Source organism: Reichenbachiella ulvae, from assembly GCF_025833875.1.
GTDB classification, from domain to species: domain Bacteria; phylum Bacteroidota; class Bacteroidia; order Cytophagales; family Cyclobacteriaceae; genus Reichenbachiella; species Reichenbachiella ulvae.
On the sequence record NZ_JAOYOD010000001.1, the window covers coordinates 1,359,116 to 1,381,254 of the forward strand.

Sequence of the window (22,139 nt, forward strand, 5' to 3'; positions counted from 1 at the left end):
GATAAACAGCTGTTTAGTAAGGATTCATTTTTCTCTTGTTTCGCCATCTGTATCGCCAAAGCTTTCTGTGGTTTTCGCCCACCTTAGGATTTTGCCTTTTCCAGATAGGTTGCCCCCTTACTTCATAGTAATATCCGTTCTTAGGATCCTGAATTACATGCTTCAACTGTATATGGTCACTAGGCATGGGAGACCGTGGTATTTCAGGAATAGTGATGCTGATACCAAAATCAATATTGAACGAATTGTTACCATGCCTGATGCTTCCACCTGGGAGATTCATATCAAAGCTTCTTAGGTCATAAGATGGCTTCACAATGATTCTAAAGTACTCTGAAATATTCTTTTCGATAGAGATGCCAAAATTGTAATACACACGCTGATTCATCGCGCCTTGATTGAACTTGCTACCTAGATACTTATCCTTTCCTATTTCTAACTCAGCCGCAAAGGAATAATCCCAAAAATCATAGAACTTGTACCCAAGCATACCGAAGTATTGAAATTGAAACACAGAACTTACATTCGGCTCATAGTTTCTGATACCCAGGCCTTCCACGGTTGGCTTTAGACTATTGATCTGATGATAGAGTAAAGAGACACCCCCTCCTATTCTAAAACCTTTGTAATTGAATCTCAACCTGACATTCAAGGGAACAGCCCAACTGGTTCGTTTAAATCCTAACCCTAAAGAATCCGCATCATATGCTCTATTATCATTTATCAGGGCAGGATTCAAAACGGGATTTGAAATTCCTGGAAATGGAATACTGAACGTATCCTCAAGCGCAACTGGTAAAGCAAGTGCCGGATCGTTGAGCCAATTCTCATAACTATCAAATTGTAATCCCAAAGCCTCGCCAGTGTCAATAGTGATATATTGATTATCTGGGGTTTGAATAAGATAATATCCGTTAAGGCTATGCTTATAAGTCACTGCATGATACCCCGTGCTCACTGTAAAGGAAAACATATTCAACACCCGTCTGACCGGAGACCTATGAATATCCTCCGGGCTGATATCATACTCTTGCGCCCACACCGAACCGAATGAGATGACAACTAATGATGCTATGATCAGAAATTTTCTCAATTGGGTGGTATTTGTGGTGGTGCTACTAGTTCAATCTCCATGGCCAAAATTTGATACGGAGAAACCTGAATGGCATACTCAGGTATGATGTCATTTTCCTCAAGATAAGCTTTTCTGTTTCTTGGGATCACAAAAGCGCTGGCCCCATAGGCACGGTTAGAAGGAACAATCAATAGCGCCTTCTCCTCTATTTCCATCTGGTCTATGCCATCGTCGATTCCAGATATGACAGTACCCGTATTAAACATAAAACTTAGCACTTCATTACTTGAGCCTGCTATTGGACTTCCGCCGGGATAGGAACTCAGTGCGTAGAATAAATAAGTAATGGCGGCTGTGTCCCCATTCACCAGGGTATCATCGGCGATTCCGGCTACTAATTTCTTGTAATACACATCAGAGTCTAAAATATCCACTGAATCTAAAGGGTAGTTGATGGTATCGTTTAGTTGATTGATCGTGACATAACTATCCATGATCGCCAATTGCTCTTCATGCACTTGTGCTTCAGTCTGAATCGAATCAAGTTCAAGTTCCACCACCAATACAGAATTGGCAGGAATGATACTCGACAGATCTTCCAGTTCACCAAAAGCCAGTGCAGAGGGAATGTAGAATATCGCTGCTTCTTTTTCTCTCATCAAAGCCAAGGATTGATCGAGACCAATAGGATATACTGAATTGGTATTGAATTGTAATTTCAGAGGCTCGTTGCTACCATCATTTTCCCAGGCATCAAATGCCTGCTGTCCCAATGCATTCGCTCTATAGTAAATGGAAAGCACCTCTCCACTACCCGGTGTGGCACCAGATTCATTTACATTGGTGATTTGGTAGTAGATACCTGAATCATCCCTTTCTGTAACATCTAACAAATCATTTTCCTCCAGGTAAGTCAATATAGCTTCTTCATCAGCAGCAGCCTGATCAGTGACCACTTTGCCACCATCGTCACTACATGATCCAATGGCAATGGCCATACTCAAAACCACTATATATGAGAGAAAATTTATTTTATTCAAATCGCCTGTATTAGTAGCACAAATTGATGCAATAACGAGCGAAAATGAAATTAATTATAGGAAAAATAATAAGCAAAGGTCTAAATACTAATGCACGTCAAAATTGGCACAGAAAAAATGGAACAAGGGGACTTTATTTAATCCTAACTTTTCTGCGATGGAAAGCATGCGATCATAATCAGTTCTTGTCATAGTACTCCTACTAAAGATGTCATCATCCTCTTCTAAGAAGAATGAAACCAGAAAACGAATTAAGATATATGGAGCATCTAAAACTGCTTTTCTGTATTCTGACTGAGTAACAGTAGCTGTCTTATCATAGTCTTTCTCCATAGAGCTGATATTAAAGGACTCCTCCATGGTCAATCGTATTACTTTCAAAAATTTATCCTCCCAATCATTATATTTCTTCAATAAGAATTTCATTCCGAATACAACCGGGTCTTTAATCATAAAATACCCGCCTTGAGAAAGCTTTCTAGCCTTACGATTCAAACGCATTTCTTCAAAAAAACTCACGTTCCCATCAGCCAAAGCGATACCGAGTGTAGGGGTCATCATGATTAGGGAGAAAAAGTCCTGATCTGAAATTTCTAGATATGGGGCTTCTGTTTTAATGAAATCTTTTTTGAGCTCAAAGGCTGCCTTTTTCACATCTTCCAGCTCGAGCAAAGTTTCTATTTCGTATTCAGTAAACATGGGTTAGAGATGATTTTGAATTATTCAGATTTGAATATAAAGAATAATTCACTAAACCAGACTAGCAATACTGATATAAAAAAATATCGCCATGAAACAATGGTCTTTCATTGGTTTCATGGCGATACTTACTAAGTGAAAATACTATCAGGATTCGCTTTCTTCCTCGCTGACAGTTTCTTCTTTCAATGATGCTACTATCTCATCATAGGCGGTTTTTAAATCCGCATCTGACTTGAGTGCTTTTCTAATATCGTTATATAAACCTGCTCCTAAATCGTCCTTTATTGCAGAAGTATAAGCCTCTTTGAAATTGGCTTTTAATTCATCGATCTTCACCAGGATAGAATCATAAGCAGCCAATTCTTCAGGAGTGATTTCAGCTTCAGCCAATTTTGCCTCATCTCCATTAGCTGTCTTGATAGCATTAAAAGTTCTACCACCGTCCATCAAAGGATCATTCTTTACCAGGTCATTGGTTTGGTCTTGTACGCCTGCCTTCAAAGAATCGATAGCCAGCATTACTTTGGCATATTTGGTTAAATCTTCTTTAGATATTTCGTCTTGTGCTTTGGCCGTAAATACTGCCACGAACAACAGCACTGTGGTTAATACTCTTTTCATCATGTTCAAAATTTATTTGTGTTTTGTTTGTACAACTCACGAAATAACAACTAACAAGCGGATTTTTCAAGGATTTAGGCCAATGAATCCGACAATCAATTACTTTCGCATCATTATTTCAATAATAAAATAATTCTACAGCCTTACAAACACAGGTTAAACCCTAATAAAATTACTTTTATCTAATATGGGTTTAGTTTTATTAAGTATTAGACTTGACTTATCTCTACTGAAATGAAAAAGATCTATTATCTCTCTACATGTAGTACATGTTCCAGAATCATCAAGGAATTAGGTATCAGTTCTGACAATTTCATCATGCAGGATATTAAAACCGAATCCATCACTCCAGACCAGTTGGACGAAATGAAAGAGATGGCGGGAGATTATGAAAGTCTGTTTAGTCGTCGATCTATGAAATACAAAGCTTGGGGATTGGCTGAGAAATCACTTGGCGAAGAGGATTACAGGAAATATATTCTGGATGAATATACATTCCTTAAGCGTCCGGTTATTATCATCGAGGATCAGATTTTTATTGGTAATAGTAAAAAAGTAGTAGAAGCTGCTTCAAAAGCACTCTAGCATCTAACAGCACCAAATAGATTGGTTGTCAGCATATAACTGACAAAATCGCTTAAGGCCCAAAAATATCCTGTAGTGCATACATCCTACCGGACATTTAGTCGTATATGATGCTTTGATTATCTGTATCACCCAATTCAATGACTCAATTCATTCGTACCAATCCAATCCTTCTTTCTTCAGCAGGTGCTTTACTCATGACTTTTATTTGGTCTGGGTGGATTATTCTTTCCAGAGCCGGGGTTCAAAGTAGCTTGACTCCTGAGGACCTGACTGTGATTCGATTTGGAACAGCTACCTTGGTGGCACTCCCCTTCTCACTGCGATACAATTGGAAGAAACTAAGCTTGCACAAAGCGGTCATTGTATCACTAGGCTGTGGCTTTCCTTATACGATGTTTTCATTCTATGGCTTGCAAGGAGTGAAAGCAGCTAATGCCGGTGTGATTGTCAATGGCTTGTTGCCGGTCCCTGGAATGATTTTGGCCTTTGTCGTTTTGAAAGAACGAAGTACTAAATCACGCATGTTAGCTATCCTGCTCATTCTTGCTGCCAACATGATTATGATGGGAGATTTGAGTCAATTGTCTTCACATGGGATCGGCTGGTTGATGCTTTTTGGCGCTTCGCTTGTATTCTCAAGTTATATGTTCCTAGGTAAACGATGGGGATTCACTACTCGAGATGTTTTAGCTTTCCTCCCCGTGATCAATATTGTGATTTTCCTCCCCTGGTGGTTTTTGACTGATAGCGGCATTAGTCAGGCACCCTGGAGCGATCTTTTATTGCAGGCTTCTTATCAAGGCGTTCTCGTAAGTATCATAGCACTACTTTTGACCTTTTATGCACTCAAGCATATTGGCGCCATGACACTTTCTATCTATTTTTCTTTCGTGCCTTTTGTTACGGCTATATTGGCCTGGATTATTTTGAAGGAACATTTGTCAACAGCTGAAATCGCAGGAATCTTACTTTGCTCTGCAGGCTTATTTCTTTATGCTTATAACGGCAGACAAAAAACAGCCAAATCCAGCTGACTTTTCCAATAATCAGTTTAAAATTAATGGATTAAAACTTGGCTATCAGGCGAACATTAAGAAACCGAGCCGAAAGCGCGTTAGGGACTGCAAAAGTGTTGTTGCTCACATCTTTGATCCAGGTATAAGTCAAAGCATTATCCGTACCCAACAAGTTAAGCACTTCAGCTCCAAGCCAAAGAGATTTGGGGAGCCAGGCCTTCTTTTGCTGAAACTCGAAGCTTTTCGAGAACCCAATATCTACCCTGGTGTAGTGATCTCCATCGAATACATTGCGATTGTCATCATCACCTGAAGGTCCGAAAGGTAAGCCGCTTCCAAACTGCAAACTCAAATCTACTTTGACGCTAGGATCGTTCGGGATGTGATCCTGAAAGAAGATCCCTAGATGCAGCCGCTGATCCATGGGTCTGCGTCTATATCCATTTCCGTTGAATAGATTTTCTTCGGTTTTGAGATAGCCAAAACTAAACCAGGATTCCGTCCCTTCTATAAATTCGCCATGCATCCGGAAATCAAAACCATAGGCATAGGCTTTGGCCTGATTGGTAGCAAAGTATCTGATCTTTACATTTTCGATATCGTATGGATTGATATTCCACATGTATTTATAGAACCCTTCGGTAGACAAAAGGAAGGGCCTTCCCCATATAAACATATGCCTGTCCCAACCTAAAAGTGTATGTACAGATTCCTGTGCTTTCACATTTTCGTTGATTTGCCCTTGTCTATTTCTTAATTCACGATAAAAGGGATGCTGGGAGTAAATCCCAGCTGAGGCCCGGACAGTATTCCTTCTTTCATGTCCAAACTCATAAGCATACTGGGCCCGTGGACTCACTAAGGTCTGACCACTGTAGGTCCAATGGTTCGCTCTGACTCCCACGTTCAGTCGATGGCTTTTGTCCTGACTATGAATCAACAGCTGGACATAGCCGGCTACCTTGTCCGAACTAATGGAAGCTTTACTATCCAGCACCTCTGTGATGGTAACATAGTCCGCAGAATCGATGAACTCATATTCATCCAATCGATCGTCGATCATCTCATGATCCCAGCTCATCCCAAACTGCAGCAGTTGCTCTCCTACTTTCAATTCATTCTTCTGCTCTGCGCTGACAATGGTTGCCTTGAGTTGATTTCGACCATAGTTGTAGTTGGTTCCTACTCCCAAAGTATTTACACATTCGTTGAAACGGTTGGATCCGAAATTGGTATTGACATCACACAGCAGATAGCCCGCTTCTACCTCATAGTTTTCCTTTTCAAAGGATCGCACGCCTGACAAAGAAAGTGTAGACCTCAGTCGTTCAGAAAACTGGTGGGTAAGAATCAAGCCTGCCTGTGTAGTTATATAATCTAATTTTTCTCTCCCATCAAAGGCAATATTCAATCGATAAGAAGCCTGGAGATTACCAAAATCTGTGGTTTGTCTTTCTGGAATGGTTTCATAATTATTGATAGCCGTTGAGATCAATAGACCCAACTTGGTTTTCTCACCCAATCGCTTGGTTATGAATGATTGGACATCCGTAAACCTGGGTAAATACTCTCCTTGAGTCTCCAGCGTCCCTAGCAGATACTTGGTGTTCTTATGCCTGGCACTAAAGGTATAATTCAATCCTCCATTCTTAGACACGCCTCCAAAATACACACTACCTCCCAGCAAGCTAAGGTTAATACTCGCCTCGTTTTTTTCTGGCTCTTTGTAGTTGACCCGAAGCACCGAGCTGAGCTTATCACCATAGGCTGACTCCCAGCCACCTGCCGAAAACTCCACCTTACTTACCAAGTCCATATTAATGAAACTCAAACCTTCCTGACGACCGGCACTGATGATTTGTGGTCGATAGATTTTAATTCCATTGACATAAACCAGGTTCTCGTCGTAGTTTCCTCCCCTAACCGAATAGGTAGAAGAAAACTCATTATTGCTACTCACACCAGGCAATGTGCTAAGCACTTTGGTGAAATCCCCCGTGGCTGAAGGCAGATTGTAAATCGCTCTGGGGTCAATACGAATGGTAGTCAAATCATCTCTGTAAGTCTGACCAGTCACACGGACATCTTTAAGGTAAGACGTTTTGTAATCCATGCGAATGGTCAAATCCTTGTCACCATTCATCTCCATTATTTCCTGGCGCTGCTGAAACTGCAAATGAAATATGCTGAGAAAATGCCTACCTGCGATGAGATCCGCTGACCAAAACCCATCAGAATCGCTGACCTTCAGAATCGAATCAGGCATGATGATCACCTGCGCATCGGATATAGGATCGCCCACCGAATCGATCAAATGAACATTGAGTTGATAGCTGCTTTGTGCGTATGAGCTATGGTTGGATAGAAATGATAGTAACAGTAAAGTGGCTAAGAGATATCGCATACTTTGGCTTATCAGCCCTGCAATTTAGTAGTAGGATGAATCAGTACCTAAGCAATTTTACATTTTTCACCTGATCACCCGAAACCAGATTGAGAATGTAGATTCCTTTGCTATCTCCTGGGAATTCCAGCGTCATCACATCTCCTTTTTTCACTTTTTCTTGATAGGCGTTCACGATTAGCTTGCCATTGGGATCATAAAGTTTCATTCGTAGATCCTTTCTGGCATATTCTTTTTCGACCTGAACTGAGAACGTAATTTCCCTCGAATGGATTTGGGAAGACGGTAAAGGATTCATCAAACATCGCCTTTACACTCAAAACTGAGTCGTTGATCAACCTTCGATAGTTTGGAAGACCGTAACCTGTTTCATTGTTGGGTAGATTGGAGTGATCGCCAATCTCGAGTAGCAACTCCTTAATCTCCAGGTTGGTAAGCTCGGGAAATTGCTGCCACATGCCTGCCACCAAACCCGTGATCAAAGGAGCAGAAAAGCTCGTCCCACTGCTGGTACCGATGGTGTTATTCTTATGATAGACAGCCACGCTACTACCAAGGGCTACTACGTCAGGTTTGACTCGTCCATCAGCCGTCGGGCCAAAAGAACTGAAATTCAATTTTTCATTGAGGCTATTGACAGCTCCTACTGCGATTACATGCTCGGAATCTGAAGGCATGGTAATGTACTTCCAAGTGGTACTGCGGCCTTCATTTCCAGCGCTTGAGACGACCAATATGCCTCGTTCTGTTGCCAGATTGGCCGCTCGTGTAATGACAGATGTCAGACCATCTGCATCTTCTTCATAGCTGTAGTCCATTCGATCGTCATTGAAATCGAAATAGCCCAAAGACGAGGAAATAATATCTACCCCTACACTATCTGCCCGCTCTGCAGCGAGCAGCCAATTGTATTCTTCTATTCTATATTCAAAATTACCGTTATCGCTCACATCTTCTGTGACATACAAACTGATATCGGCACCATAGCCCGTTCCTATCAGCGTCTCTTTATAATTAGATACTATGCAGCTCATCGCATTGGTACCATGGTCATCGTAATTGAAAACATTGTCACTGTTGGCAGTAAAATCCATTCGATCGATCAGACGATCATTGTTGAAGACATCCTTGAACACGGCCGTTTGATTAGCAGCTTCAAAACCTCCATCGAAAACTGCCACATGAATCCCCGCTCCGTTATAGCCCTGATCGTGCATGGTATGTACACCCAACATTTCGATCTGAATCTGTGAATTAGATGAAATGATACTGGGCTCTAATGGTGAAAAGTTGACATCTGTCACTTCCTTTACTGGATTCAGTCTGACACCCGGAGCGATATACTCATAGCTGAGAATATAAGATGTCGCCACTATAGATTCCAAATCCACTGAATCGGCTTCTACCAGAGCAGCATTGAACCAGCGAGAGCTGTAATAGGGAGTGATATTGTATTTGACAAGTGAGTCTAGATAGTTGGCATTGACAGGTAAATCTTCTTCGGTCACAGATTGACCTGACTTATTTCTTCGATCTAGTGCTTTTTGAGAAAGGAATTCTAAAGGAGCATCTATGGAATAAGGACTATCTGCTTTATCCGCAAAGAAAACCATAAAACGATGTTTCTCTGCAGAAGCCTCCAGCACCATGCCCAACGCCATGCCCAAAAATAATAACCTAATCCCTTTGCCCATACGATATCAATACCTGCTTCAGGTCTCTCCCTGAAACTATTTTGTTAGGATCTACCTGCCCATCTTCCTGAAAATAAGCCCAGACATGCATCTCCTTATAAATCAAACCTGCATGAGGTGCATAAACCTCGAAACGATCATCCCTACCTACCGAGTCAAATCCTTCATCACTATGAATGACTCTAATGGTTTGCGTATAGCTCTGATCTGCCAAGGTAGTATCCGAACGCTGATCCGCATATCTATAGTATTCTGCACTTCGGCTATTGAAAACATTAGCATCCCACTCTGATCCCTCATCGATAGGAAACACCAACTTCACAAATGAAACATTGTTTTCATTGGCTACTACCTTGTTTAAAGATACTGAGGTATTCCAAATAGAATCGAGTTTCCACTCTGAATTTTCATCCAAACGTCTCGAACGATGAATCGTATATTGAACCTCCCCTGATGATAGCATTACAGAATCGACTGCTTCTACCCTTAATTGATAGTTTTCGGTTTCAGGACCGATCAAATAGTAGTTGGTTTCTTCTACCTCATAGATATGAAACTGGCCCACCTGAATCGGGAAATAATGTGTGCCCAATCTTTCAGAATCAGGCATTACCTCCGACTCACAAGCCCAGAAAAGGACCAACGATATGAGGCAGAAACTAAACTGCCGCATGTTGTTTTTGATGAAAGCTCGACTTGATCCAGCCCCCTCCTATTACGTCATTGCCTTCGTAGAATACAGCTGCCTGGCCTGGTGCGATGGCACTTACACCTTTGCCAAAATACACTTTCATGATGTCGCCTACTTGTTCGATTACTGCAGGCGTTCCTGGATCGTTGTAGCGTACCTTGGTAACTGTATCTAGTCGTTCGCCGAGATCGGCATATTTGCCCATGATCAACTGGTCTACATACATACCATCTCTCGATAGCTCGTCGAATGTACCCAGCACCACACGGTTCTTTTCTTTTTGTATTTCTGTCACATAGACTGGGAAGCCTAATGCAATACCCAAGCCTTTTCTTTGCCCCACTGTATAGAAGGGATAGCCCTCGTGATTACCTACTACAGTACCGTCCTCTAGTACGAACTCTCCTCCAGCTACTTGCTCTTCCAGACCGTCTACCCTTCTTTTTAGAAATCCTCGGTAATCATTGTCAGGCACAAAGCAGATTTCGTATGACTCAGATTTGTTAACCAAATCGGTAAAGCCACGCTCGATGGCCATCTCTCTGATTTCGGTTTTCCTCAGATGTCCCAATGGCAAAATGGTACGAGACAGACTTTCCTGAGACACGCCCCACAAGGCATAGGATTGATCTTTGTTTTCATCAGCTCCTTTAGAAATCACATAGCGACCATTTTCCTCACGCACATTGGCATAGTGCCCTGTAGCGATGTAGTCACAGCCCAACTTATCGGCACGACGCAGCAGCGCATCCCATTTGATGTGGGTATTGCAAAGTACGCATGGATTGGGGGTACGACCTTTCAGATATTCGTCAGTGAAATGATTGATCACATAATCACCAAACTCCTCTCTGATATCCAGTATGTAATGGGGAAAACCTAAATCAACTGCAATGTTTCTCGCATCGTTGATCGAATCGAGGCTGCAACAGCCTGTTTCTTTTTTGCTACTACCCGAAGACTGATAGTCCCAGGTTTTCATTGTCATTCCTATTACTTCATAGCCTTGCTCATGAAGCATGACTGCAGCCACTGAGCTATCTATACCGCCGCTCATGGCTACTAATACTCTTCCTTTTTTACTCATTCAGATGTTTAATTGCCAGGTTCACAGCCTGGTGTTCACATTTCATTAAGCTACAAAATTAATCCAAAGAGTTGAGATGATGAGAAAGATGACTGTCAAATGTGTCAAAAGGACATAAATGGTTGGATTGGGTGAGAATAAACATGTGAGTGGTTATTTATGATTCAATTTTAGCTACAAATCATAAATCCATGCCTAACTTAAATTGGGATTTGTCAATGCAGTATTTCTGATTAAACTAGCTATTTCTTTCATAGGCTCTGAAGGTTCAGGATAATCTGATCTAAATACCAAAAGTTCCCACTTCCTACCATTCTTTGCTGTTGCTTGCAAGGTCATATGGTACTCCTTATTTGTCTCCTTATACGCACTGGTATATTCTGAGATAAATTCTGAATCATAACTTATTTCAGAAATATCCATAAAATGACATGATTCATCACCTAAGAAAAGTCTCTTCTTGCTTGGGTTTAGGGCCAATGACTTTCTTTTCAATCTGTTTCTTATTGGAAAAGAGAAAAACCCAAAAACAATTGCACTTATTATGAGACCTACTAATGGAACGTGAAAAATCAAAACAAGTCCTGGACTCATCATAAAAACCATAATTGCAATCAATCCATAGGCTGTAGCCCTCGATGGTTTGAAGGATAAAACTTGATCAGTAGAGGATAAATAATATCCATTGTCTTGAATGGTTTCCTTAGCCTTTTTGGAAATCATGTTCAGAAATTAGGTAGAGGTTGTCATTTTAATACTTAAAGATAACAAAGTCATACCCCATATATGCAATATCATTTGAATAAAGCCAGCTCATCTGAATTCAAGATTAAGACTTCTGAACTCTCTAGAAACCAAAATGGGTCGACCGAGACTCAGCTCCATCGACCCATCATTTATATCTATATACCATCAACTATTCGTTCATGGCTATTGTTGGAAGACTTAGTTCAATTTGTTGAGCAACTCTACGACTGCTTCTTCTTTGCTAGTAAAAATGGTTTCTTTGAACTCACCATTTTCTACGATCGCGAATGAAGGCAGGTTAGAAACGCCAGCTTTGGATCTTGCCTCAGGGTTGTGCTCGGCATTGATATTCAAAAAAGTTACATCCTGAAATCTCTCATCCTTAGCCAATCTCTTATACTTAGGATTGAAAAGCCTACATGATCCACACCAGTCCGCATAGTACTTAATTACCACTTTAGAATTATTGGACAGTGTTGATGCCAAATCTTGATCTTTTACTTCTATTACTTCCATTTCGTTTTTGTCTGAATTGTTATTGAATTACTACACAATTTTACGGCATAGTTCGACTGAATGATTTTGATTTGCATAAAATTATTTGATGGACCAATTGTCAATATTGATATGAACTTGAAAACTTTTGTCAAAGTCGGTAACATTTCCAATCTCAGTGATGCGCGCTACTGCGCAGGCTTTGGCGTCAACATGCTGGGCTTCAACCTGGATCCTACTCAGGAAAATGTGGTGGCACTAGAAACTGCCAAAGAAATCATGGGATGGGTAGCCGGTGTAGATTTCGTTTTGGAGTTTGGATCATTGCCATTGGAGCAAATCAAAGGAATCTTAAATGAAACAGATACAGGGGCAGCGCAGGTCAATTCACTTGAGACTGCAGAAGGATTAGCTGGCAGTACAGCTCAGATCCTGTTACAGTTGTCCGTGGATAGCGAATCACAACTGAGCCAATTACAAGAAGCCACTCAGTCTGACAAACTGGACTTGATCGTGATCCAATCCAACACTCCAGAGCTATTTGAGAAAATCGAAACAATAGTTAAAGGTAGTCAGGTTAAGGCTTTGAAGGGTTACGATGTAAGTGCGAACAATGTACTGAATGAAGGAGATTCCTTTGCTGGCATAGCCCTCTCAGGTAGTGAAGAAGAAAAACCAGGATTCAAGGATTATGATGAATTGGCAGATATCTTCGAAGTATTAGAAGTATTGGATTGAAAGTCGTAATTTGGCAAGGTGACACCTGTAATCGAGAAACTCAAAGCCAAGTGGAAAGGCACAGCTCCTAAGCTGAACGGTAGTAGCCTCAAATCCAAACTCCCTTCTCTAAAGCGAAGAAGGCATCCATCTACAGAATGCCTCAATTGTAGGTATGAGTATGATTTGGAAACCAACTACTGTCCCAGATGTGGTCAGGAAAACAACCACAACAAGCTGTCTTTTGGGACTATTGTGGCCGACTTTTTCCATAACTATCTGTCTTTCGATTCCAAGTTCAGCAACAGTCTAATACCCTTCCTCTTCAAACCAGGCAAGTTGACTCTGTTGTTTGTAGAAGGCAGAAGAGCAGCTTATGTCAATCCGATTCGACTCTACCTGATCATTAGTTTACTGTTCTTCTTTGTATTCAATATGATCAGTCGAGAGTTCATGAACCGAACGAGTCAGGAGATCGCTGAGGCAGCCGAAGTAGTCAATGATTCCACCAGATCGGAATTAAAAAAGGTATTTGCAGAAGCCCAAATTGACTCCTCTGCTATATCCAATACAATGTCCTCCTTAGATTCCATCCAGAACTCAGACAAAGGGTTTAGTACCTCACTTAAGACCTCATCAGAAAATGGATTCCTAAGTGACGTCAACATCAATAGATATTTGGAACTTCGAAAGGACAAGAATTTCAGCCCCGAACAGTTGCTCGACTCTCTCAATACAGACAGTCTGACCACTTTCGAACGAAAGATGGTCCTCCAGGCCATCAAGACAGATCAGGCTCCAATGGACCTCATAGTCAGTCGAGTCATGCAAAATCTCCCCATGATGATGCTTCTAATCATTCCTATCATGGCATTGGTATTGAAACTATTTTATTTATCAAGAGAGTATTATTTCACTCACATCATCCACCTGTTGCATCTGCATAGCTTTGCATACATTGTCTATTCTCTAGCTGCCCTCCTACTTTTGCTCAATGCAAATGAAGTATTCAATAATTGGATGTTGACGCTAACCTTTCCTATTGTCAATATTTATTGCTTTCTCAGTTTCAAAAAAGTCTATCAGCAACCAATTGGAAAAACCTTTATTAAATTCCTTCTTACAGGGTTTATATATACCTGGGTTCTAACATTCGCAGTATTATTGGAGATGCTCTTGTCTGTAGCTACTATTTAGACATGGATCTAAGCACACATCTTCAAGGACCCGTCAGCAAAACCAACGCTTTGGCGATCAAAAACCTGGTATTTGAACAACCAGAGTTGATGAATGATTTGGTGGACATTTTTACTGGGTCAGATTATCGTCTCTGTCAAAATGCAGCCATGGCCATCTCGAAAATCGGAGACGAAAAACCGGAACTGTTCTCACCTTTCATCCCCCAACTCATCCAATCGCTAGAGAGCAATCCTATAGATGCCGTCAAAAGAAACGTCGTTAGATTATTACAATTCCATAGCATTCCAGAAGAGCTACAGGGACAATTGATCCAGCATTGCTTTGACTATCTCCTTGATCGTCAAACTCCTGTAGCCATCAGAGTGTTTGCCATGACCATCATAGGCAACCTATGTATGATCTATCCTGATCTCAAAGCTGAACTGACCTTGATTCTAAAAGATGAAATGCCTCTTGCCAGTGCCGGTTTTCGTTCGCGCGCACGCAGAATCCTAAAGCAAATCGAAAGTTGAAATTGTCGATATAACAATCTCCCGGATATTCGATTAATGCAAATATTTCTTATTAGTTTTAAGTTTACGAGAATAACATAGAGCTGAGAAAATGGCGATCTTAAATCAAGAAAGATCAGAGCTTGTCAATGAAATAAAGAAACTCAAGAACGAGTTAAAAGAGCTTCATAACAAGTATGATCTGCTTTTAGAATCCTCAGCCAGCTATTTCTTCATATTTGAAGAAGAAAACATCATAGAATTCAGTCCAAAGGCAGAAGAGAAATTTGTCTTTGCCAGTGACTTTGCGGACAAAACCGTCGAAGAAATACTTCCTATCTATCAGGTAGATGGTGAGGAGAGTAAAAAGAACTGGAACTACCAATTCAAGAAATGCAGCATCGGTCGTTCCGAACCTTTTGAGTTTGATTTCATAGACAAAAATGGTAGCTCCTTCCGAGCCATTTGCACCTTTTCCAAAATCAAAGATGACAGGTATCTAGCCCATTTGGATTTGGCCGAAGAAGCCACTAGCGCCTCTAGCTCCTCCAATGCTATCGCAGACAATGCCCCCGTGTTTATCAGAATAGCAGATGAATCTGGCAGTATCAGCTACTTTAACAAAGGCTGGTCCACTCTGCTAGGAAGCTCTGAAACTGGATTAAGCAACAATTGGATTGAAAACATTCACCCAGATGACCAAACGGATTATTTAAGCTCCCTGGAGTTCGCCACCAATCAGAAAAAGAAGTTTGAATTTTCCTTTCGGATCAAAGATGGGGAAGGTAGCTATCGGTGGCTTCTAGACACGGGAGTCCCCCGCTATTCGAAAAACAATAAATTCATTGGATACATCTTTGCTGCAGTAGATACTACAGAAAGAAAAAACCTGGAACTAGAAACGACCAGAGATCAAGCCATTGCCTCTGCAGAAACGACTTTACAGGAATCACTGGATACTTCAGAAGTAGTCGCACTTACCACCGACACAGAAGGAACCATCCGTTTCTGCAATCACAAACTACTCAGTTTCATTCAACAGGAATTGAGCGAAGTGGTTGGGAAAAATCTCTTTGAGCTATTTATACCCGATGGCACTACGAAGATCAATCAAAAGAAATATGCGGAGCTGGCTCGATTAGGTCAGTACAATGATCAACTTCAGGGAAAGTTCTTTGCTGCTGATGATTCTGAAATAGAAGTTCGCTTCAATGTGATTTTCCTAAAGGATGCACTCAATGAAGTATCGGGTATCAATCTCATCGGTGAGAACATTACGGAAAGGCAATTTGTCAAAAAGCAATTAGAACGAACCAACGATCAACTCAAGGAGCTATTTGACAACTCTTATGATTTGATTCAAATTTTCGATCAGGATGGCAACTTTCAATTCGTCAATCAGGCCTGGTCAGAAAAACTGGGCTACCATCAGTTGACGGATCAGATCAAGTTTAAGGACATAGTGAGTCCCGAAGAATGGAACAACACAGTCGCCAACCTGGACAAGATCATCAAGGGCGAATCTGTAGAGCGATTCGAAACCGTTCTCCTCTCCGACCAGGGCAAGAAAATCTTCGTTTCCGGCCGGGTCAACTGCTCCTTTGATGTGACTGGCCGTGCTCAGTTCCGGGCCATCTTCTACGACATCACCGAAAGAATCAGAACAGAAAAAGCCCAGTCTCTTTACTTCAAAATTGCCAGTTACAACGTCGAGGGAATGAAACTGGACGACCTGTACATTAATCTGTACGAGGAGCTCAACAACATCCTTGTCATCAACAACATCGCCATTCAGATCAAAAACAGAGAAGAAAGCTCCATTCCCTATTTCAAAACGTCTCTTACTGACCCAAAGGAAATAGAAGGACAAAAGTGGCTCAATGAAACACTTGGTCAGTGGGTAATGAGCAGCACTCAAGCTCGAATGATCCATGAAGAAGAGATTGAGAAAAAGATATTAGAAATCAAAAATGATTTTGAAGGTCTGGTACCCAAGATATGGCTAGGAGTTCCCATAACCATAGGCAATGAAAACATTGGACTGATCAACATCCATTCTTATGCGGATCGATCAGACTATAGTTATAAAGATCTTGAATTACTATTTTTTGTATCCAGTCAGATATCTCTGGCGATCGAGAGAAAATTGAATGAAGACAAAATCACAGATCAAGATGCCCGTCTTCGTGCGATTTTCCAAAGTAGCAGCCATGAAATCTGGTCCGTTGACAAAGAGTACAAACTCACCTCCTACAACGAAAACTTTGCTACCAATCTATCCGAAAATTTCGGGATCCAGCTGACGCTCGGAGAGATCATTAACTCTAATAATCCAAACACTCAAAAAGCATGGGAAAGCCAATACGCCAAAGCCTTTGAGGGAGTACCAGTCAACTTTCAAAATGAAGATATAAAGAAGGATAATAGCATCAATTGGTCAGAGGTATTCATCAATCCCATCATCAAATCAGATGGTGAGATCGAAGAGGTTTCAGTGATCTCTCATGACATCACTGAAAAGAAAAACTCTGAAATTGCTTTATCTGAGAGTGAATCCAAGTTTAGAGAAATATTTGAATCAATTCAGGATATTTACTTCAGATGCGACATGAATGGTATGATCAATATGATCAGCCCATCCGTAAAATCGCTTGACCTACAACCATCTGATGTCCTGGGAAAAAGTATCCTTCATTACTTCGTTTCTGAAACCTCACCAGAGGAAATAGTTAAAGAATTAGAGTCAAAACAGAGCCTACAAAACTTAGAAGTACGCTATACTGGCAAAAATGAAGAGAACATTGACTTCATCTGCAACATTCGGTTGCTATTCAGAGATGGAAATGCTGTCGGTATAGAAGGAGTTGCCAGAGATATCTCTGCCCTTATCAAAGCCAATAACGATCTTCGTCAAGCCAAAGAAATCGCTGAAAACTCGTTGGCCGTAAAAGAACGATTCCTTGCCAACATGAGTCATGAGATTCGTACGCCTATGAATGGTATCATCGGGATGATTGATCTATTAGGGAGTACAGATTTGGATGGTGAGCAATTCGATTATGTCAAGACCATCAAAAAGTCTTCTGAAACGCTGATGGTCATTTTGAATGACATCTTGGATCTATCAAAAATAGAAGCTGGCAAGATGGAGTTGCGAGAAAAGCCGATCAAATTGATTTCTACATTCGAGAAGCTATACGATCTCTTCTCGCAGCAGGCCCAGCTCAACAATACCTGTATATACTACCACCTGTCTCCACATACACCTGACAGAGTGTTGATAGACGAAACTCGTTTGCTACAAGTCCTCTCTAATTTGGCCAGCAATGCCATCAAATTTTCTCAGGACAAGGGAACGATCAACATTAGTCTGATGCTGCAAAAGACCGAACAAGGCAAGCACTACTTTAAAGTGCAGGTCAAAGATGAAGGTATCGGCATCAAAAGAACTGAGATGGACAAATTGTTCGTCAACTTCAACCAACTGGACAATTCTAGCACCAAGACCTATGGTGGAACTGGTTTAGGCCTGGCCATTTCTAAAGAATTGGTCAAATCCATGGGAGGAGAAATTGGAGTAGCCTCTACCCCTGGTCTAGGTAGTACCTTTTGGTTCACTTTTGTAGCAGGAGAAATCACCGATCCAGATGATGAGATCAAAGAACCAGAACCAGATGAAAAAATCAACATCCCTGAAGAGTTCTCCCTGAAGCCACCAAAGATTCTTGTAGTAGATGACAACAACGTCAACAGAACGGTGGCAAGTCAAATACTGAAGAAAGCAGGTTGTAAAGTGGAGACTGCAGAAAGTGGTTTTCGGGCTATAGATCTGGTAGAGCAATTCGACTATGACTTGATTTTCATGGATATTCAAATGCCTGAAATGGATGGTGTTCAGACTACTCAAAAAATCAAGCAGCTTGAGAATAAAACCTTACCTCCTATCGTGGCAATGACAGCCTATTCGATGGAGGACGATGAAGCGAAGTTTTTGAAAGCAGGACTGGATGATTATGTAGCCAAACCGATTAAGGCCCATGTGGTAATCAACAAGGTTCGTGATCATGTCAATTTCAAACCGAAAGAAATCAAAATTGGCATCTCCGAAGAAAAAACGGGCCTCATCATCAATCAGAATACTTTGAATCAACTTTCGAAATATGGTGGGCAGGAGCTTTTGGACTCAGTATTATCTGAATTTGAAAGTGAGGCAAAGGAATTAATTGACAACTGTTTCGTCTTTTATGAGGAAGACAAAATAGAAGACATAAGAAAGGAATTGCATACGCTGAAAGGAAGCGCCGGAACTTTAGGAATTGAGATTTTAGAAGGAAAAGTGATCCATTTAGAAAAGCAATTAAAGACCGCAGATACTACTTTATTAAAGGAGCAATTGGATGGTATATTAGAATCCTACAAAGAGTTTCAGGAAAATTACAAAAACATTCTAAAAACTGAATGAATGTTCTTAAATTGGACTTCTAATTCCCCCAACTAATACACTTGTATTATAAACTTGGACAAACTAGAATACTAACAATGAAGAAGATAATAATTGCAGAAGACAGCTCAGTTATTCAAAACTTAACCAAGAAAATACTACAGATCCAAAATTTTGGAATCACCTCAGTTAAAAACGGGGAAGAGGTGTTAGAAAAATTAGATGCTGAAGATTATGATTTGATATTGATGGACATCAACATGCCCAAAATGGACGGTATGGAATGCGCCAGACAAATCAGAAATCTAGCGGACCCGATCAAATCTAAAATTCCTATTTTGGCAATCACAGGAAATGCCAAAAATTACTCTATTAGTGACTTCAATGAAGTAGGAATTAACGAATACATCCCAAAACCCCTTAACTTTGACTTGTTAGTCGACAAAGTAAAACTGTATACAGAAAAGGATGATTAAATACTCGAAACACTTTCTGAACAAACTAGAAGATTTATTTTCTGAGTCGGATTATGTATTGAGATACGAAAAAGGCAACTTCCAATCTGGATATTGCATATTAAAAGACACTAAGGTGATCATTGTAAATAAATTCTACTCTCTGGATGGTAAGATCAATTGCCTTTTGGAGATCCTAAAGGAAGTAGAGCTAAACAAAGATCAATTGAGTGATAAAAACAAATCCTTTTTGTACGAATTATCCCACAAACAACTTTCGCTTTGAAAATTACCTTTCTTGGAACTGGTACCTCTCAAGGAATTCCAGTTATTGCCTGCGAATGTGAAGTATGCAGTAGCGTAGATTTCAGAAACCAAAGACTCCGTTCTTCTATTATGGTAGAACAAAACGGAACAAATCTGGTGATCGATACCGGACCCGACTTTCGTCAGCAAATGTTGACAAATCGTGTCAAGCAATTGGATGCCGTTATTTTCACACACGAGCACAAAGATCACGTGGCAGGTTTGGATGATATCCGAAGCTTTAATTACAAGCAAAAAAAGGATATGCCCATCTATGCCACGGCTCAAGTCATCGATCGGCTGAAAGAAGAGTTTTCTTACGCATTTGCAGCGCAAAAGTATCCCGGGGTCCCAACCTTTGAGGTGAAGGAAATATTCAATAAACCATTTACTGTTCAGAATGTAAATATTGAACCCGTGGAGGTCATGCATTACAAACTACCTGTGTTCGGTTACAAGTTTGGATCTTTTGCCTATATCACAGATGCCAAAACAATCTCTGAAACCGAAAAAGAGAAGCTGAAAGGATTAGATGTATTGGTGCTCAATGCCCTTCAGGTAAAAGAACATATTTCACACCTTACTCTTGAAGAGGCGCTAGCCCTGGTCGATGAATTAAAACCAAAGAAGGCCTATTTCACACATATCAGTCATTATCTGGGGCATCATGCAGAAGTAGAAAAGATGCTTCCTGATAATGTATCTTTGGCATACGATGGACTGACTATTCACCTCTAATGCAATTCAATTACTATTTCCTTCGATTCTTAACTCAGGAGTTAACCGGACATCTGGTGGGCAAAAGTTTGGTCAATTGCTTCAGCCAAAACAAAGATGAGTTGGTCTTACGATTCGAAGATGATGGCAGCTTTTTCCTAATCAAAGTAAATCTAGATGGAGAGAAGTCACTCCTCTCCTTTCCTGAAGAGTTTGCTAGAGCCAAAAGAAACTCAGTTGATCTATTTTCGGAATTGAACCACCAGATCGTTCATTCTATTAGACAGTTCAAAAATGAGCGCTGCTTTGCCATCCAATTTGATCATTTCGATCTTCTTTTCAAACTACACGGTCGCAGAGCCAATTTGATTCTATTCAAAGAGGGAAATTATCACTCCATGTTCAAGACTGAAATGGAACAAGACCAGCACTTACAGTTAGATCATTTAGACAGGGAGATCGATCAAAGCTCGGAAGCATTGATTGAGAGTAACTTCAACCTAAAGAAAATCTATCCAACCTTTGACAAGACAATCCTCTCTTACCTGGAGGAAAGTGGTTTTCTGGATAATGATACTGAGGAGGAAAAACAGAGGTTGCTTGATGATACGCTTAGAGAATTAAAGAAGCCCAAGTTCTATCTGGTTGAGAATTCATTTCTACCAAAAATCAGTCTATTACCTCCAAAGGACCTCGAATATGTGACTGAATTCGAGAGTGCAATCCTTATCAGCAATGCTTTTGCAAAAGCTTTCTTCACCAACTATCAGTTTAATAAGGAAAAGGAAAGTGAACTAAGGAAAATTGAGAAGGAGATTAAAAAAGCCAACAGCTACATCCAAAACACGCAAAATAAAATTGATGAAATCCTATCAAGAAGGGGATTTGATGAAATCGCCAATATACTAATGGCCAATTTGCATGAGAAGGTGTTGCCGGGACAAGAATCAATTGAGCTACTAGACTTCTATCAAAACAAACCTATTACCATCAAATTAAAACCTAATCTTAATCTTCAGCAAAACGCCGAAGTATTGTATAGGAAGTCTAAAAATCAAGGCATAGAACTAGACAAGGCAGAACAAAACCTAAATAAGAAAAAGGATCTTCTGGAAAGTCTGGAAATGGATCTGGAAAATGTCAAATCCATTTCGGAATTCAAAGATTTGAAACAAAGGTTAAAAACTCAAAACAATCAAGATAAGCAAATGCCCCCCAAAGCGCCCTTTCTCAGCTGTGAGATTTCGGGATATACAGTTTGGGTTGGCAAGAATGCCAAGAACAACGATTTGCTGACACAAAAGTATGCCAGGAAGGATGATCTTTGGCTCCATGCAAAAGATGTATCGGGATCACATACCGTCATCCGAAATTCTAGTAATCAGATGATCCCAAAGGATGTAATAGAAAAGGCAGCAGAGTTGGCTGCCTATTATTCCAAGAGGAAAACAGACACTTTGTGTCCTGTGATTTTCACTCCCAAAAAATATGTCAGAAAGCCAAAAGGCAGTTTACCGGGTCAGGTAATAGTGGATAGAGAAGAAGTTATCTTGGTCAAACCAAGTCAGGAAGCGTTGAATTCGAATCAATCAACTTGACAATTCTTATTATTATCCTTACCTTCTAAAAATTCATTCACCAATTCTTAAATC

21 protein-coding genes are annotated in these 22,139 nt (G+C 40.6%); 10 read left to right on the forward strand and 11 right to left on the reverse strand.

Annotated features, from left to right (window positions below):
- Positions 1 to 13 precede the first annotated feature (13 nt).
- The 4 genes from N7U62_RS05395 to N7U62_RS05410 all read right to left on the reverse strand — a co-directional run bounded on the left by N7U62_RS05395 (position 14) and on the right by N7U62_RS05410 (position 3,438).
- Positions 14 to 1,093, reverse strand: a complete 1,080-nt coding sequence (locus N7U62_RS05395; RefSeq protein WP_264136871.1) for a hypothetical protein — start codon at positions 1,091 to 1,093, stop codon at positions 14 to 16.
- Positions 1,090 to 2,115, reverse strand: coding sequence for an FKBP-type peptidyl-prolyl cis-trans isomerase (locus tag N7U62_RS05400; RefSeq protein ID WP_264136872.1), 1,026 nt, complete (start codon positions 2,113 to 2,115; stop codon positions 1,090 to 1,092). Before N7U62_RS05400 ends, N7U62_RS05395 begins: the two co-directional genes overlap by 4 nt.
- An 87-nt stretch (positions 2,116 to 2,202) precedes the next feature.
- Positions 2,203 to 2,814, reverse strand: a complete 612-nt coding sequence (locus N7U62_RS05405) for a hypothetical protein (RefSeq protein WP_264136873.1) — start codon at positions 2,812 to 2,814, stop codon at positions 2,203 to 2,205.
- 147 nt (positions 2,815 to 2,961) lie between these two features.
- Positions 2,962 to 3,438 carry a DUF4168 domain-containing protein gene (locus tag N7U62_RS05410; protein WP_264136874.1) on the reverse strand — a complete coding sequence of 159 codons (477 nt, stop codon included), beginning with the start codon at positions 3,436 to 3,438 and terminating at the stop codon, positions 2,962 to 2,964.
- A 234-nt stretch (positions 3,439 to 3,672) separates the two neighbouring features.
- On the opposite strand from N7U62_RS05410, the gene N7U62_RS05415 reads away from it, so the two are divergent.
- Positions 3,673 to 4,023, forward strand: coding sequence for an arsenate reductase family protein (locus tag N7U62_RS05415; protein ID WP_264136875.1), 351 nt, complete (start codon positions 3,673 to 3,675; stop codon positions 4,021 to 4,023).
- Between the two features lie 140 nt (positions 4,024 to 4,163).
- Entirely contained in the window at positions 4,164 to 5,060 is an 897-nt protein-coding gene (locus N7U62_RS05420) for a DMT family transporter (RefSeq protein ID WP_264136876.1), read from the forward strand.
- Positions 5,061 to 5,091: 31 nt separating this feature from the next.
- On the opposite strand, the gene N7U62_RS05425 is transcribed toward N7U62_RS05420, so the two are convergent.
- From N7U62_RS05425 to N7U62_RS05455, 7 genes are all read right to left on the reverse strand, one after another.
- Positions 5,092 to 7,446, reverse strand: coding sequence for a TonB-dependent receptor plug domain-containing protein (locus N7U62_RS05425; protein WP_264136877.1), 2,355 nt, complete (start codon positions 7,444 to 7,446; stop codon positions 5,092 to 5,094).
- 40 nt (positions 7,447 to 7,486) lie between these two features.
- On the reverse strand, positions 7,487 to 7,654 hold the full coding sequence (locus N7U62_RS05430; protein WP_264136878.1) for a T9SS type A sorting domain-containing protein: 168 nt from the start codon (positions 7,652 to 7,654) through the stop codon (positions 7,487 to 7,489).
- Complete coding sequence (locus N7U62_RS05435; protein ID WP_264136879.1) at positions 7,641 to 9,140, reverse strand: S8 family serine peptidase; 1,500 nt, start codon at positions 9,138 to 9,140, stop codon at positions 7,641 to 7,643. Before N7U62_RS05435 ends, N7U62_RS05430 begins: the two co-directional genes overlap by 14 nt.
- Positions 9,124 to 9,750: a hypothetical protein gene (locus N7U62_RS05440; protein ID WP_264136880.1), complete on the reverse strand. Its 627-nt coding sequence runs from the start codon at positions 9,748 to 9,750 to the stop codon at positions 9,124 to 9,126. Before N7U62_RS05440 ends, N7U62_RS05435 begins: the two co-directional genes overlap by 17 nt.
- Positions 9,751 to 9,799: 49 nt before the next feature.
- Complete coding sequence (gene mnmA / locus N7U62_RS05445) at positions 9,800 to 10,918, reverse strand: tRNA 2-thiouridine(34) synthase MnmA (RefSeq protein WP_264136881.1); 1,119 nt, start codon at positions 10,916 to 10,918, stop codon at positions 9,800 to 9,802.
- Between the two features lie 195 nt (positions 10,919 to 11,113).
- Positions 11,114 to 11,641: a hypothetical protein gene (locus N7U62_RS05450; protein ID WP_264136882.1), complete on the reverse strand. Its 528-nt coding sequence runs from the start codon at positions 11,639 to 11,641 to the stop codon at positions 11,114 to 11,116.
- 222 nt (positions 11,642 to 11,863) lie between these two features.
- Positions 11,864 to 12,181, reverse strand: coding sequence for a thioredoxin family protein (locus N7U62_RS05455; RefSeq protein ID WP_264136883.1), 318 nt, complete (start codon positions 12,179 to 12,181; stop codon positions 11,864 to 11,866).
- Between the two features lie 111 nt (positions 12,182 to 12,292).
- Here N7U62_RS05455 and N7U62_RS05460 point away from each other — a divergent pair, with 111 nt between their 5' ends.
- The 8 genes from N7U62_RS05460 to N7U62_RS05495 all read left to right on the forward strand — a co-directional run bounded on the left by N7U62_RS05460 (position 12,293) and on the right by N7U62_RS05495 (position 22,085).
- Entirely contained in the window at positions 12,293 to 12,898 is a 606-nt protein-coding gene (locus N7U62_RS05460; RefSeq protein ID WP_264136884.1) for a beta/alpha barrel domain-containing protein, read from the forward strand.
- Positions 12,899 to 12,916: 18 nt separating this feature from the next.
- Positions 12,917 to 14,074 carry a DUF3667 domain-containing protein gene (locus N7U62_RS05465; protein ID WP_264136885.1) on the forward strand — a complete coding sequence of 386 codons (1,158 nt, stop codon included), beginning with the start codon at positions 12,917 to 12,919 and terminating at the stop codon, positions 14,072 to 14,074.
- Between the two features lie 2 nt (positions 14,075 to 14,076).
- A complete protein-coding gene (locus N7U62_RS05470; protein WP_264136886.1) occupies positions 14,077 to 14,589 on the forward strand; it encodes a HEAT-like fold family protein in 513 nt (170 codons plus the stop codon).
- A 91-nt stretch (positions 14,590 to 14,680) separates the two neighbouring features.
- On the forward strand, positions 14,681 to 19,030 hold the full coding sequence (locus tag N7U62_RS05475; RefSeq protein ID WP_264136887.1) for a PAS domain S-box protein: 4,350 nt from the start codon (positions 14,681 to 14,683) through the stop codon (positions 19,028 to 19,030).
- A gap of 77 nt (positions 19,031 to 19,107) precedes the next feature.
- On the forward strand, positions 19,108 to 19,485 hold the full coding sequence (locus tag N7U62_RS05480; protein WP_264136888.1) for a response regulator: 378 nt from the start codon (positions 19,108 to 19,110) through the stop codon (positions 19,483 to 19,485).
- The gene (locus N7U62_RS05485) at positions 19,478 to 19,750 is read left to right on the forward strand and encodes a hypothetical protein (RefSeq protein WP_264136889.1); all 273 of its coding nucleotides are present in this window, start codon (positions 19,478 to 19,480) and stop codon (positions 19,748 to 19,750) included. Before N7U62_RS05480 ends, N7U62_RS05485 begins: the two co-directional genes overlap by 8 nt.
- On the forward strand, positions 19,747 to 20,508 hold the full coding sequence (locus tag N7U62_RS05490; RefSeq protein WP_264136890.1) for an MBL fold metallo-hydrolase: 762 nt from the start codon (positions 19,747 to 19,749) through the stop codon (positions 20,506 to 20,508). Before N7U62_RS05485 ends, N7U62_RS05490 begins: the two co-directional genes overlap by 4 nt.
- Positions 20,508 to 22,085: an NFACT RNA binding domain-containing protein gene (locus N7U62_RS05495; RefSeq protein ID WP_264136891.1), complete on the forward strand. Its 1,578-nt coding sequence runs from the start codon at positions 20,508 to 20,510 to the stop codon at positions 22,083 to 22,085. The genes N7U62_RS05490 and N7U62_RS05495 overlap by 1 nt, the downstream gene beginning before the upstream one ends.
- Positions 22,086 to 22,139 lie beyond the last annotated feature (54 nt).